Raw genomic sequence first — 14,088 nt, 5'->3', positions numbered from 1 at the left:
GAAGGAAACGAGGCGAACACCTGCCGTGAGCAGCAGCTCTACAACACAGTTCGGACAGAATCAGTGGTTGGTCGACGAAATGTACCAGCGTTTCAAGACCGATCCGTCGTCGGTCGACGAGAGCTGGCACGAGTTCCTCGCCGACTACACGCCCGAGCAGAACGGTAGCGGCGATCCCGCCACCGACACCGAGACCACCACAGCCGCACCCGCTTCCGCGAAGGCAGCTGCGCCGAAGGCCGACAAGCCTGCTGCGCCGAAGGCGGAGAAGCCTGCCGCGCCGAAGGCCGACAAGCCGGCCGCCGCGAAGACCGACAAGCCGGCACCGAAGGCGGAGACCAAGCCCGTGACCACAGCTGCCCCCGCGAAGTCGACCGCCGCCGCCGGGCCGGCGGAGAAGAAGTCCGCGGCCGTGCCGCCCGCACAGCCGGAGTCGGACGCGCCGAAGGAGGACACGACCAAGGTGCTCCGCGGCGCCTCGGCCGCGGTCGCCAAGAACATGGCCGCCTCGTTGCAGATCCCGACGGCCACCAGCGTGCGCGCCATCCCCGCGAAGCTGATGATCGACAACCGTCTCGTGATCAACAACCACCTCGCGCGCACCCGCGGTGGCAAGATCTCGTTCACTCACCTGCTCGGCTACGCCATCGTGCAGGCGGTCAAGTCGTTCCCCAACATGAACCGGCACTTCGCCGAGATCGACGGCAAGCCCAACGCGGTCACCCCCGCGCACACCAACCTCGGCCTCGCCATCGACCTGCCGGGCAAGGACGGTTCGCGGTCACTCGTCGTCGCCGCGATCAAGGGGTGCGAGGAGTTCACGTTCAACCAGTTCCACACTGCCTACGAGGACATCGTCCGTCGTGCGCGCGACGGCAAGCTCACCGCCGCCGACTTCAGCGGCGTCACGATCTCGTTGACCAACCCGGGCACCATCGGCACCGTGCACTCGGTTCCACGTCTGATGAACGGCCAGGGCACCATCATCGGCGCCGGCGCCATGGAGTACCCCGCAGAGTTCCAGGGCTCCAGCGAGGAGCGCATCGCCGAGATGGGCGTCGGCAAGCTGATGACGCTCACCTCGACGTACGACCACCGCCTCATCCAGGGCGCGGAGTCGGGCGACTTCCTTCGCACGATCCACAACCTGCTGATCAGCGACGAGTTCTACGACCAGATCTTCCACGGTCTGGCCATCCCGTACGAGCCGATCCGCTGGCGTCGTGACCTGCCCACCGGCGGCGTCGACAAGAACACGCGCGTCCTCGAGCTCATCGCGGCCTACCGGAACCGTGGCCACCTCATGGCCGACACGGATCCGTTGATGTTCACCAAGGACAAGTTCCGGATGCACCCGGACCTCGACGTGATCAGCCACGACCTGACGTTGTGGGACCTCGACCGCGAGTTCCAGGTCGGCGGCTTCCACGGCCAGGACAAGATGAAGCTGCGCGACGTGCTCAGCGTGCTGCGCGACTCCTACTGCCGGCACGCCGCCATCGAGTACACGCACATCCTCGAGACCGACCAGGTGGCGTGGCTCCAGGAGCGCGTCGAGGCCAAGCACGTCAAGCCGACGGTCGCTCAGCAGAAGTACATCCTGAGCAAGCTCAACGCGGCCGAGGCGTTCGAGACGTTCCTGCAGACGAAGTACGTCGGACAGAAGCGCTTCTCGCTCGAGGGCGCGGAGTCCGTCATCCCGATGATGGACTCGGTCATCGACCAGTCCGCCGAGCACGCCCTCGACGAGGTCGTCATCGGCATGCCGCACCGTGGACGCCTGAACGTGCTCGCCAACATCGTCGGCAAGCCGTACTCGAAGATCTTCACCGAGTTCGAGGGCAACATGAATCCGGCCGCCGCACACGGGTCGGGCGACGTGAAGTACCACCTCGGTGCCGAGGGCAACTACATCCAGATGTTCGGCGAGAACGACATCAAGGTGTCGCTCACGGCCAACCCCTCGCACCTCGAGGCGGTCGACCCGGTCCTCGAGGGCCTGGTCCGCGCCAAGCAGGACATGCTGAACAAGGGCGACTCGTCCGACGGCTTCTCCGTCCTGCCGCTCATGCTGCACGGCGACGCGGCCTTCGCGGGCCAGGGCGTGGTGGCGGAGACGCTGAACCTCGCGCTGCTGCGCGGGTACCGCACCGGCGGCACCGTGCACATCGTCGTCAACAACCAGGTCGGCTTCACGACGGCGCCGGAGCACTCGCGCTCCAGCGAGTACTGCACCGACGTCGCGAAGATGATCGGCGCACCGATCTTCCACGTGAACGGCGACGACCCGGAGGCGTGCGCCTGGGTGGCTCGACTGGCGGTCGACTTCCGTCAGAAGTTCCACAAGGACGTCGTCATCGACATGATCTGCTACCGCCGTCGCGGCCACAACGAGGGTGACGATCCCTCGATGACGCAGCCGGCGATGTACGACGTGATCGACACCAAGCGCAGCGTCCGCAAGAGCTACACCGAGTCGCTCATCGGTCGTGGCGACATCAGCCTCAAGGAGGCCGAGGACGCACTCCGCGACTACCAGGGCCAGCTCGAACGCGTCTTCAACGAGGTGCGCGAACTCGAGAAGTACACCCCGGAGCCGAGCGAGTCCGTCGAGCTCGACCAGCAGCTGCCCGCCAAGCTCACCACCGCGGTGGACAAGTCGGTTCTGCACCGCATCGGCGACGCGTTCGTCAACGTCCCGGACGGTTTCACCGTGCACCCGCGCGTGCAGCCCGTCCTCGACAAGCGTCGCGAGATGGCTTACGAGGGCAAGGTCGACTGGGCGTTCGGCGAGCTGCTCGCACTCGGCACGCTGATCGACGAGGGCAAGCTCGTGCGCATGTCCGGCCAGGACACCCGTCGCGGCACGTTCACGCAGCGGCACTCGGTCATCATCGATCGCAAGACCGGTGAGGAGTACACGCCGCTGCACAATCTCGGCAGCGACGATCCGGGCAAGTTCCTGGTCTACGACTCCGCGCTGAGCGAGTACGCGGCGGTCGGCTTCGAGTACGGCTACTCCGTGGGCAACCCGGACGCGCTGGTGCTGTGGGAGGCGCAGTTCGGCGACTTCGTCAACGGTGCCCAGTCCATCATCGACGAGTTCATCTCGTCCGGTGAGGCCAAGTGGGGTCAGCTCTCCGACGTCGTGCTGCTGCTGCCGCACGGCCACGAGGGCCAGGGCCCCGACCACACCTCGGGACGCATCGAGCGGTTCCTGCAGCTGTGCGCCGAGGGATCGATGACGGTCGCGGTGCCGTCCACGCCGGCGAACTACTTCCACCTGCTGCGTCGTCACGCACGTGACGGCATCCAGCGGCCCCTGGTCGTGTTCACCCCGAAGTCGATGCTGCGCAACAAGGCTGCGGTCAGCAACATCGAGGACTTCACCGACGGCAAGTTCCACTCCGTCTTCGACGAGCCCACCTACGACTCGGGCGACGGTGACCGCAAGAAGGTCGAGCGGGTGCTCATGGTCAGCGGCAAGCTGTACTACGAGCTGCTCGCCTTCAAGCAGAAGAACAAGCGGGACGACGTCGCCATCGTGCGGGTCGAGCAGCTCTACCCGATCCCGAGCCGCCGCATCGCGGAGGCGCTGGACGGCTACCCCAACGCCACCGAGTACCGGTGGGTCCAGGAGGAGCCGGCCAACCAGGGTGCGTGGCCGACGTTCGGTCTCGCGTTCCCGGAGCTGCTGCCCGAGCGTCTGTCCGGCATCAAGCGCGTCTCGCGGCGTCCGATGTCCGCACCGTCGTCGGGTTCGAGCAAGGTCCACGCGGTCGAGCAGGCCGAGATCATCGACACGGCCTTCAACGGGTGACCGTTCACCTGTGACGCTGCCATTGAGCCGGGTCGAGTTCACTCCACGGAGGGGATTCGACCCGGCTTCGTGGTATCTGCAGGTACCCGTGGTCGCCGAGATCGTGCGCACCGGGCTCGACTTCGACAGTCCCGTGACCGTGATCGTCGGGGAGAACGGAACCGGGAAGTCGACGCTGATGGAGGCGCTGGCCGCGTGCTGGGCCTTCGGTCTCGGTGCGGCCGACGCGATGTGGTCACCCAGCGGCGGGGCGCAGGACACCGACCTGCACAAGCACCTGACGTGCCACGGTGCCCGACCGCGGCCGCAGGGCGGGTGTTTCCTGCGCGCCGAGACGATGCACGGATTGTTCGAGTCCGCGGACGCACGGCGAGTCCGCGACACCGACGTCGTCTACAACGCGCTGTCCCACGGACAGTCGTTTCTGCGCTATGTCGCGGATCGCCCTGTCGCAGTCGGACTCTGGTTGATGGACGAGCCCGAGGCGGCCTTGTCGTTCCAGTCGTGTCTGGCGTTGATCTCGGTGATGAAGGAACTGGTCGAGGAGGGCTCACAGATCGTGATGGCGACGCACTCGCCGGTGCTCGCCGCCATGCCGGGTGCACGCCTGCTCGAACTCGGCGAGGACGGTCTGTCGTCCACGACGTGGGAGGAGGCGCAGGTCGTCCGGGACTGGTCGGCGTTCTTCGACGCCCCCGACCGGTTCCTGCGCCACCTCTGACACGCCTAGGCGGTCGGGGCCTCCGGCAACGTGACGACCTGGCCGGCGAACGACAGGCCGGCACCGAAACCGAGCAGCAGGGCGGTGTCGCCCTTCTTCGCCTTGCCGGTGCGCAGCACCTCCTCCACCGCGAGCGGGATCGAAGCGGCCGAGGTGTTGCCGGCCTCGGCGATGTCGTGTGCCACCGGGATGTCCTCGGCGAGCTCGAGGCTCTTCGCCAGCAGATCGGTGATGCGGGAGTTCGCCTGGTGCGGCACGAAGACGTCCAGCTCGGAGGCCTTGACGCCTGCCTTGTCGAGGGCCTCGCGCGCCACCTTGGCCATCTCGAACGCCGCCCAGCGGAAGACCGCGATACCGGTCATCGCGATCCACGGACGATCGGCGTTCGGATCCTCCTTCAGGTCCGCGAAGTACTGCAGCCAGTCCTTGTCCTGCTTGATGGCGTCGGCCTGCGAGCCGTCCGAACCCCAGACGACCGGTCCGATACCGGGCTCCTCGGTGCGGCCGACGACCATGGCGCCGGCACCGTCGCCGAAGATCATGCGCGTGCCGCGATCGTCGGGTCGCGTCGTGACGCTCAGGTGCTCGGTGCCGATGACCAACACCTTGTCCGACGTGCCCGCGCGAACCATGTCCGAGGCGAGTGCGAGGCCGTAGCAGAAGCCCGCGCAGCCCGCGCCGAGGTCGAAGGCGCCGGGGCCACCGGTGCCGAGCGCGTCCGCGATGATCGACGCGGCGGGCGGTGTGAGCAACAGGTGAGTGGACGTCGCGATGATGACGCAGCCGATCTCGGCGGCGTCCACGCCGGAGTTCTCGAGGGCACGGCGTCCGGCCTCGATCGACATGGAGACCACGTTCTCGTTCTCCCCGGCGAAACGGCGGGACTCGATGCCCGTACGGGTACGGATCCACTCGTCGCTCGAGTCGATGGTCTTGCAGATCTCCTCGTTGGTGACGACACGCTCGGGCCGGTAGGCCCCGATTCCCAGGATTCCCGAGTGTCGCGTCTCGGTCGGGATACTGATCTGCGCGCCCATCGAAGGCCGTCCTCTCGTGCTGCCGACCGCCGCTCGTGCGCCGGTGTACGCCCTCACGTTACTGGTGCGGACCCGTCGATCGAAGGGGGTGTCGCTCGAGGTGTCATCCCGCGTCGGCACTCGCCCACGACAACTCGGTCGTGTCCGCCGTCGGCAGCGCCACGGCAGGCAGCGCGTGCACCAGCAGTTCGATCAGCTCGTCCCGGCTGAGGTCCTCCTGGTTCAGCCAGGTGATGGTGACCTCCTCGCAGAACGCCACCCAGCCGCGGATGGCCAGTGCGATCCGCGGAGTGCGCTCGACACCGAGCAGCGGGAGCTGCGACACCGTCCGTTCGACCATGACGTCGCGGGTGCGCTCGAAGACGGCCCGCATGTCCGGATCCCCGCTCGCGGTGCCGCGCAGCAGCGAGACGTAGCTGGAGCGGTGCTCGGTGACGTAGTCGACGTAGGACGCGAGTGCCACGGCGAGCGTCGTCAACGGGTCGAGCCCGACGGGTGGCTCGGTGGCGTCGAGCATCTGCCGGCTGGTGTGCTCGACGATCGCGACGTGGAAGTCGTGCTTGGACGAGAAATAGTGGAAGAGCAGCCCACGCGACACGCCCGCCTGGTCGGCGATGTCCTCGACCGAGATGGCGTCCAGCGTGCGCTCCGAGAGCATCTCAACCCCCAGGTCGATGAGCTGGGCCCGCCGCTGTTCCGGACTGAGCCGCGTTCGCTTCACGCTGTCCATGCGCTCCATACTACTGAACGTTCGTCAGTAACTGTTGACCTGCGCTCAATAAGGACCTAGTCTGAGTTCATGAGTCTTCCAGTTACAGATACCGACGCTGTCGCTGCACGCTACGTCGACACCATCATCATCGGCAGCGGTTTCGCAGGACTGGGCGCCGCGATCAAGCTGAGCCAGCAGGGAAGCACCGACTTCCTGGTCCTCGAGCGCGGCAGCGACGTCGGTGGCACGTGGCGCGACAACACCTACCCCGGTGCCGCCTGCGACGTGCCCTCGCACCTCTACTCGTACTCGTTCGCGCTGAATCCGGACTGGACCCGCTCGTTCTCCCGTCAGCCGGAGATCCAGAAGTACATCGAGAGCGTCGCGCGGCAGTACCGCGTGTACGACCGCCACGTCTTCGACTGCCACGTCGAGTCGGCCCGCTGGAACACCGCCACCTCGCAGTGGGACATCGTGACCACCCGGGGGAACTTCACGGCCAAGAAGGTCGTCTCCGCCGTCGGCGCCCTGTGCGAGCCGAACCTCCCGGACATCGCCGGCATCACCGATTTCCAGGGCGAGATCTTCCACTCGGCCCGCTGGAACCACGACGCGAGCCTCGAGGGCAAGCGCGTCGCCGTCATCGGTACCGGCGCCTCCGCGATCCAGATCGTCCCGGCCATCGCGCCGACGGTCGCCCATCTCGACGTCTACCAGCGCACCGCCCCGTGGGTCCTCCCGCGCTTCGACCGCGAGTACACCCGCATCGAGAAGCTGGCGTTCAAGTACCTCCCCGGCTACCAGCGTCTGTCACGCACCGGCATCTACGCCGCGCGTGAGACCCAGGTCGTCGGCCTCACCCGCGTCCCCAAGCTCATGAAGGCGTTCGAGTTCATCGCGCGTCGACAGATCGCGAAGGGCATCCGCGACACCGAGCTGCGTCGCAAGGTGACGCCGAACTTCCGCATCGGCTGCAAGCGCATGCTTATTTCCAACAACTACTACCCGGCACTGGATCGACCGAACGTCGACCTGGTGACCGACGGTATCCGTGAGGTGCGGGCGCACTCCATCGTGACGGCCGACGGAACCGAGCGCGAGATCGACGCCCTGGTGGTCGCCACCGGATTCCACGTGACCGATTCCCCCACCTTCCAGGGCATCTTCGGCAAGGACGGGCGCTCGCTCGCCGAGGTCTTCGACGAGCGCGGACAGCAGGGATACAAGGGCGCCACGGTCGCGGGCTTCCCCAACCTGTTCTTCCTGGTCGGACCCAACACGGGCCTGGGACACACCTCGATGGTGTTCATGATCGAGTCGCAGCTGAACTACGTCATCGACGCGCTCAACACGATCGACAAGCACGATCTCGGTGTCGTCGAGGTGCGCCGCGAGGTGCAGGACGAGTTCAACGCCGACCTGCAGACCAAGCTGAACAAGACGGTGTGGCTCAACGGCGGGTGCGCGAGCTGGTACCTCGACAAGCACGGCAACAACACGACGCTGTGGCCGGACTTCACCTTCGAGTTCCGCCGCATCACCCGCAACTTCGACCTCGAGGCATACGACGCCCTCGCGGCCGGCGACGTCACGAGGCCTGTGAGCGCCGTCGACGGCACCCCCACCCCTGCGACGACCGACAACGACGACGAGAAGGCGATCTCCCGATGAGCGAGTTCCGTGGACGAGTGGCCGTGGTGACCGGAGCCGGATCGGGGATCGGCCGTGCGCTGGCTCTCGAACTGGCTTCGCGGGGAGCACGACTCGCGCTGTCCGACGTCGACTCGGTCGGCCTGGCCGCCACCGTGGCGGCCGTGGAGCAGCGCGGCGGAGAGGTCCGCAGCGACCACCTCGACGTCAGCGAACGCGGCAGCGTGCTCGACTACGCGGAGACCGTGCGTCGGCACTTCGGTGTGGTGAACCAGGTCTACAACAACGCCGGCATCGCCTTCCACGGCGACGTCGAGAAGACCGAGTTCAAGGATCTCGAGCGCGTGATCGACGTCGACTTCTGGGGCGTCGTCAACGGTACGAAGGCATTCCTCCCGCATCTCGTCGAGTCGGGAGACGGTCACGTGGTCAACGTGTCCAGCCTGTTCGGCCTCCTCTCGATCCCGTCCCAGTCCGCGTACAACGCAGCCAAGTTCGCCGTGCGCGGCTTCACCGAGGCGTTGCGCCAGGAGATGCTGATCGCCCGCCACCCGGTGCACGTCACATGTGTCCACCCGGGCGGCATCAAGACGGCGATCGCCCGCAACGCGACCGTCGCCGAGGGCCAGGACCAGAAGTCGGTGGCCGAGTTCTTCGACCGTCGCCTCGCGAAGACCACCCCGGAGCAGGCCGCCCTGGTGATCCTGCGCGGAGTGGAGAAGAACAAGGCCCGCGTGCTCATCGGCAACGACGCCCGCGCGCTCGACGCCCTCGCCCGCATCACGGGATCGCGGTACCAGGACATCATCGTCAGGCTGTCCTCGCGCGTCCTGCCGCGGACGACCACCCAGCGGTAGGGCTGACGGTAGGTTCGGGCGATGCGACCGATGACTCTGCCGTTGCCCGTGGTGTCGCGAGTTCTGAAACCCGTGTTCCGGGTGATTCTGAACCCGCGCCTCCCGGTTCCGGTGCAGCGCACACTGCTCGAGGTCGCGGCCCGGTCGCTACCGCTGCCGGAGGGCACGGTGATCCGCAGCGAGACCGTGGGCGGTGTCCCGGTAGAACGGGTCACCGTCGGTGCCACCGTCCGCCGCACCGCCGTGCTGTATCTGCACGGTGGCGCGTACACGCTGGGGTCGCCGCTGACGCACCGCGTCGTCACGTCGTCGCTCGCCCGCGACAGTGGCGCCGTCGTGGTGGCGGCGCACTACCGTCTGGCTCCGGAGCACCCCTGCCCGGCCGCGCTCGAGGACGCACTGGCCGTGTTCGACGGGCTGGTCGCCGACGGTGTCGCGGCCGATCACATTGCCGTGGTCGGCGATTCGGCCGGCGGCGGTCTGGCCGCGGCGACGACACAGGCGCTCGTCGACCGTGGCACACCACCGTCGTGCGTCGCGATGATCTCCCCGTGGGCCGATCCGGCGGACCAGGACTTCCCGGCGCCGCGCGACTTCCTGCTCGACGCTCGCTGGTTGCGGAACTCGGCGCGGCAGTATCTGGGCGACGGCGACCCGACCGATCCGCGCTACGCCCCCGTGCGTGGCACGTTGACCGGCTTCCCCTCGACGTTGATCCAGTACTCCGCCGACGAGATCCTGCGGCCCCAGATCCTTCGCTTCGTCGACGCATTGACCGAGGCCGGTGTCTCGGTGCGGTGCACCGAACTCACGGATCTGTGGCACGTCGCCCACCTGCAGGCCACCCTGCTGGCCGAGGCGGCGACAGCGGTCCGGGAGATCGGCGCCTTCGTCCGCGACGCGACCGCCCACTCAGAACGACTGCGTCCCTAGCCAACTCGCGGCGACCGCGCCCGGATCCTCGCCGCCGCGGACACGGTCGACCATCTCCGCGAGATCCGCGGTGGTGAGTTCGCCGGCGATGATCTGCAGCGGACGGTCCAGCGTCTCGTCCACGGAGCCCTTGCGGACGAGGGGGACGAGGACGTCGGCGGTGAGGCCGTCTCGATCGTCGGCCAGCACCACGGCGGTCGCATCGACCACGGCGACCCGGTCCGTGGCCCGGACGATCGTCACCTCGGTGGGGCCGGCAGGGGCGAACGCACAGTCGTAACTCTCGGAGAGGGCCCGTGTCACCGCGGACGCATCGACGGCCGGGTCGACGGCGGCGGAGAGGCGGGAACACTGCGGAGACAGAGCCGACAAAGTGGCTTCGGGGAGAGCCGATCCCGCGGCCGCGGTGACGGACACCGTCGGCCCGTTCTCGGCGAGACCCTGGTCGGTGACCGCCAGCCACTCCGGCAGTGCACGCGCCAGATCGGCGTAGACGTCCTCGGGCGCCCGCGCGGGGGACGACGGATCCAGTTGCGCCAGAAACGATCCGGTGAAGCCGGGGACGAGCGCGACCGAGGCGTCGTCGAGGCCGGCGAGCGCGCCGGGGAGACCGTCGACCGTGTCCACCCGAGCGGCCGCTCCCCCGCGTGACAGCGCGTCGGCGTACAGGTGCGCCAGCACCGCCTGCACCGGAGTTCCGGTGTCGGCGACCACCAGCGGCTGCGGGCGCGTCGTCCCCTCGGGGCCGCCGGTACTCGAACACCCGGCCACCATCGAGGCCGCGAGCAGCGCCGCGACGGCCGACCTGCAGACCCGCATCGACCATCCTCTCGAACCCGGTACCGGCGTTCCGGCGCCGAAAGCGGGCCGGTGTCGGGGCCTATCGTTACACTCGAACAGTGAACACGACACGTCGCACCACCTCACGTTCCGTGCGCGTCGCCGCCACCGCTCTGGTGGCCGCTGCAGCACTCACCCTGTCCGCCTGCGGCGGCGACTCCGATCCACTGAGCAGCGGCGGTGAGGGTGGTAGCGGAGGCGATCCGAACACCATCGTCGTCGGTTCCGCGAATTTCACCGAGTCCGAGATCATCGCCAACATCTACGCCGACGCGTTGAAGGCCAACGGTTTCGACGCCAGCACACGCCTGTCCATCGGCAGCCGTGAGGCCTACATCCCGGCCGTGCGCGACGGCTCCATCGACCTCATCCCGGACTACACCGGAAACCTGTTGCTGTACTTGGACCCCGAGGCCACGGCCACGGCGCCCGACGAGGTGAACACCGCCCTCACGGCGGCACTGAGCGACGATCTCCTGGCATCCACGCCGGCCCCCGGCGAGGACAAGGACGCCGTCGTCGTCACGCGGGACACCGCGACGCGCTGGAACCTGACCAACATCGCCGATCTCGCGCCGTACGCGGGTGAGGTCAAGTTCGGTGGGCCGCCCGAGTTCGCCGAGCGTCCCGTCGGCCTGCCCGGCCTGCGCGACAAGTACGGCGTCGACATCCCGGCCGCCAACTTCGTCCCGATCTCCGACGGCGGCGGCCCTGCCACCGTGGCCGCCCTCGCTGCGGGGGACATCACCGCGGCGAACCTGTTCACCACCACGCCCGCGATCGTCGAGAACGACTTCGTGGCACTGGGCGACCCGGACAACAACTTCCCGGCGCAGAACGTGGTCCCGGTCTACAACTCGTCGAAGAAGTCGGACAAGCTCACCGCCGTCCTGGACGCCGTGTCGGCCAAGCTCACGACGGTCGAGTTGCTGGCGCTGAACCAGGAGGTGTCGGGCGACGCGAAGACCGAGCCCGCCGCCGCCGCGAACGCCTGGGTCGTCGAGCAGGGTCTGGACAAGCCGGTCTCGTGATCTCGTTCGAGGGAGTCACCAAGCAGTACCCGGACGGAACGCTCGCGGTCGACTCTCTCGATCTCCGGATCGAGGACCGGTCGTTCACCGTCTTCGTCGGCCCGTCGGGCTGCGGCAAGACGACCTCGATGCGGATGATCAACCGGATGATCGAGCCCACGTCGGGCACGATCAGCGTCGATGGTCGAGACATCTCGACCGTCGACGCCGTCAAGCTTCGTCTGGGCATCGGTTACGTCATCCAGAGCGCCGGCCTGCTGCCTCACCGCACCGTCGTCGACAACGTCGCCACCGTTCCGGTGCTGACGGGTCGTTCACGCAAGGAGGCCCGTCGCGACGCGATGGAGGTCCTCGAGCGCGTCGGCCTCGATCTGTCGCTGGCCACCCGGTACCCCGCTCAGCTGTCGGGCGGCCAGCAGCAGCGCGTCGGGGTCGCGCGTGCCCTGGCGGCAGATCCTCCGATCCTGCTGATGGACGAGCCGTTCAGCGCCGTCGATCCGGTGGTGCGCGAAGACCTGCAGACCGAGATGCTCAGGCTGCAGGCCGATCTGAAGAAGACCATCGTCTTCGTCACGCACGACATCGACGAGGCCATCAAACTCGGCGATCGCATCGCCGTGTTCGGCACCGGCGGAACGTTGCAGCAGTACGACACCCCGGACGTGGTGCTGTCGGCTCCCGCGACCGACTTCGTCGCGTCCTTCGTCGGTCGGGACCGCGGCTACCGTGGACTGTCGTTCCGCCACGGTGACGGGGTGTCCCTGCATCCCATCACGACGGCGTCGGAACAGGACGCGGCGTCGATCCGTCTCGACCAGGGCCAGTGGCTTCTCGTCGTCTCCGCCGAGGGCCGTCCGCGAGGCTGGATGGACGTCACCGGCCTCGAGGCGCTCAAATCCGGCGCGAGCATCGCGGACAGCACCTCCGCGGGCGGTTCGCTGTACCCGCCGTCGGGCGATCTGCGACAGGCGCTGGACGCGGCCATCTCGTCGCCGTCCGGCGTCGGCGTGGCGGTCGACGCGAACGGCGCCGTCCTCGGCGGTATCGACGCCACCGAGGTGGTGGCGTTGCTGGCGGACCAGCGTCGAGCCGAGGACCGCGAGCGCGGCCGCCAGTACTTCGAGAAGCCCTGATGCGCTGGCTGATCGACAACATCGACATCGTCCTCGAGCTGACGCGGACCCACCTGTACCTGTCGCTGGTGCCGCTGCTCGTCGGACTGGTCGTCGCGGTGCCCGTGGGCGCGGCCGTGCGCACGGTGGGCTGGCTGCGGCGCCTGACCCTGGTGGTGGCGAGCGTCGCGTTCACGATCCCCTCGCTCGCACTGTTCGTCACCATCCCGCTCATCGCGGGACTGCGTGTCCTCGATCCGTTGAACGTGGTCATCGCGCTCACGGTGTACTCCACGGCGCTGCTCGTCCGCGCAGTGCCCGAGGCACTCGACTCGGTGTCCCCCGCCGTCGTCGACGCGGCCACCGCGGTCGGCTTCGGACGGTTCCGCCGCGCCGCGACCGTCGAACTGCCGCTGGCACTTCCCGTGCTCGTCGCGAACGTCCGCGTCGTCGCGGTCACCAACATCTCGATGGTGTCGGTCGGGTCGGTCATCGGCATCGGTGGTCTCGGACAGCTCTTCACCCAGGGCTACCAGCGCGACTACCCCGACCAGATCCTGGCGGGCATCATCGCGATCGTCGTGTTGGCCCTGGTCTTCGACGCGCTGCTGTTCCTGCTCGGGCGTGCGTTGACGCCGTGGACCCGCGCCGGTGCGCCCTCGACGCGCCGGCGACGAGTGACGGGGGCCCGCGCATGAGCATCTTCTCCGACGCGATCGGCTACATCCTCGACGGCGCCAACTGGTCCGGCGGCACCGGCATCGCGACGCGTCTCACCGAGCACGTCTGGTACAGCTTTCTCGCCGTGCTGTTCTCCGTCGTCGTGGCGGTTCCGCTGGGACTGCTGATCGGGCACCTGCGCCGCGGTGAGGTGGCCCTGGTCGGCCTGGTGAACAGTCTGCGCTCGCTGCCGACGCTCGGCGTGCTGACGTTCCTCGTCCTGCTGCTCGGGCTGGGCCTGGTGCCACCACTGATCGCCCTCGTGCTCCTGGGCATTCCGCCGATCCTCGCCGGGACGTATGCGGGTGTGGCCAATGTCGACGCCACCGTCGTGGACGCGGCACGGGCGATGGGCATGACCGAACGCCAGGTGCTGCTGCGGGTGGAGATTCCCAACGCGCTGCCGCTGCTGCTCGGGGGCATCCGCAACGCCACCCTGCAGGTCATCGCCACCGCCACCGTCGCCGCCTTCGTCAACCTGGGCGGCTTCGGGCGGTACATCTTCGACGGTCTGGCGCTCTACAGCTACGACCGAGTGGTGGTCGGCGCGATCCTGGTGGCCGTGCTGGCTCTCGTGGCGGACGGCCTGCTGGCCCTCGCCGTGTGGGTCTCGGCGCCCGGGACGGGGCGGCTGCGCCGCGCGCCCCGTCTCTGA

At 68.1% G+C, this 14,088-nt stretch carries 12 protein-coding genes; 9 read left to right on the top strand and 3 right to left on the bottom strand.

Going from position 1 to position 14,088, the window contains the following annotated elements; translation table 11 throughout:
- Window positions 1-25: 25 nt before the first annotated feature.
- Window positions 26-3,820, top strand: coding sequence for a multifunctional oxoglutarate decarboxylase/oxoglutarate dehydrogenase thiamine pyrophosphate-binding subunit/dihydrolipoyllysine-residue succinyltransferase subunit (locus OG947_RS19735; RefSeq protein WP_082544354.1), 3,795 nt, complete (start codon window positions 26-28; stop codon window positions 3,818-3,820).
- Window positions 3,821-3,908: 88 nt separating this feature from the next.
- Window positions 3,909-4,541: an AAA family ATPase gene (locus tag OG947_RS19730; protein WP_328812679.1), complete on the top strand. Its 633-nt coding sequence runs from the start codon at window positions 3,909-3,911 to the stop codon at window positions 4,539-4,541.
- A gap of 5 nt (window positions 4,542-4,546) precedes the next feature.
- Here the strand turns inward: OG947_RS19730 and OG947_RS19725 are convergent, their stop codons facing one another.
- Both OG947_RS19725 and OG947_RS19720 read right to left on the bottom strand, forming a co-directional pair.
- On the bottom strand, window positions 4,547-5,578 hold the full coding sequence (locus tag OG947_RS19725; protein ID WP_027503832.1) for a beta-ketoacyl-ACP synthase III: 1,032 nt from the start codon (window positions 5,576-5,578) through the stop codon (window positions 4,547-4,549).
- Between the two features lie 103 nt (window positions 5,579-5,681).
- On the bottom strand, window positions 5,682-6,308 hold the full coding sequence (locus OG947_RS19720) for a TetR/AcrR family transcriptional regulator (protein ID WP_027503833.1): 627 nt from the start codon (window positions 6,306-6,308) through the stop codon (window positions 5,682-5,684).
- Between the two features lie 69 nt (window positions 6,309-6,377).
- Here OG947_RS19720 and OG947_RS19715 point away from each other — a divergent pair, with 69 nt between their 5' ends.
- Genes OG947_RS19715 through OG947_RS19705 form a run of 3 tightly spaced genes read left to right on the top strand, consistent with a single transcriptional unit; the run spans window position 6,378 to window position 9,730 of the window.
- Window positions 6,378-7,961, top strand: coding sequence for a flavin-containing monooxygenase (locus OG947_RS19715; RefSeq protein WP_027503834.1), 1,584 nt, complete (start codon window positions 6,378-6,380; stop codon window positions 7,959-7,961).
- Window positions 7,958-8,797 (top strand): SDR family NAD(P)-dependent oxidoreductase, encoded by an 840-nt coding sequence (locus OG947_RS19710; protein ID WP_056442564.1) that lies wholly within the window; start codon window positions 7,958-7,960, stop codon window positions 8,795-8,797. The genes OG947_RS19715 and OG947_RS19710 overlap by 4 nt, the downstream gene beginning before the upstream one ends.
- 21 nt (window positions 8,798-8,818) lie before the next feature.
- A complete protein-coding gene (locus tag OG947_RS19705) occupies window positions 8,819-9,730 on the top strand; it encodes an alpha/beta hydrolase (RefSeq protein ID WP_328812678.1) in 912 nt (303 codons plus the stop codon).
- Here OG947_RS19705 and OG947_RS19700 read toward each other — a convergent pair.
- Window positions 9,710-10,549: a glycine betaine ABC transporter substrate-binding protein gene (locus OG947_RS19700; RefSeq protein ID WP_328812677.1), complete on the bottom strand. Its 840-nt coding sequence runs from the start codon at window positions 10,547-10,549 to the stop codon at window positions 9,710-9,712. The genes OG947_RS19705 and OG947_RS19700 overlap by 21 nt on opposite strands.
- Window positions 10,550-10,629: 80 nt before the next feature.
- Here OG947_RS19700 and OG947_RS19695 point away from each other — a divergent pair, with 80 nt between their 5' ends.
- Genes OG947_RS19695 through OG947_RS19680 form a run of 4 tightly spaced genes read left to right on the top strand, consistent with a single transcriptional unit; the run spans window position 10,630 to window position 14,088 of the window.
- Window positions 10,630-11,601 (top strand): ABC transporter substrate-binding protein, encoded by a 972-nt coding sequence (locus OG947_RS19695; protein ID WP_027503838.1) that lies wholly within the window; start codon window positions 10,630-10,632, stop codon window positions 11,599-11,601.
- Window positions 11,598-12,734, top strand: coding sequence for an ABC transporter ATP-binding protein (locus OG947_RS19690; RefSeq protein WP_027503839.1), 1,137 nt, complete (start codon window positions 11,598-11,600; stop codon window positions 12,732-12,734). The genes OG947_RS19695 and OG947_RS19690 overlap by 4 nt, the downstream gene beginning before the upstream one ends.
- Window positions 12,734-13,411: an ABC transporter permease gene (locus OG947_RS19685; protein ID WP_222638152.1), complete on the top strand. Its 678-nt coding sequence runs from the start codon at window positions 12,734-12,736 to the stop codon at window positions 13,409-13,411. Before OG947_RS19690 ends, OG947_RS19685 begins: the two co-directional genes overlap by 1 nt.
- A complete protein-coding gene (locus OG947_RS19680; RefSeq protein ID WP_027503841.1) occupies window positions 13,408-14,088 on the top strand; it encodes an ABC transporter permease in 681 nt (226 codons plus the stop codon). The genes OG947_RS19685 and OG947_RS19680 overlap by 4 nt, the downstream gene beginning before the upstream one ends.

Origin of the sequence: Rhodococcus sp. NBC_00297, assembly GCF_036173065.1 — a bacterium.
Classification (GTDB): domain Bacteria; phylum Actinomycetota; class Actinomycetes; order Mycobacteriales; family Mycobacteriaceae; genus Rhodococcoides.
This window is presented reverse-complemented; position numbering and strand designations above follow the sequence as displayed.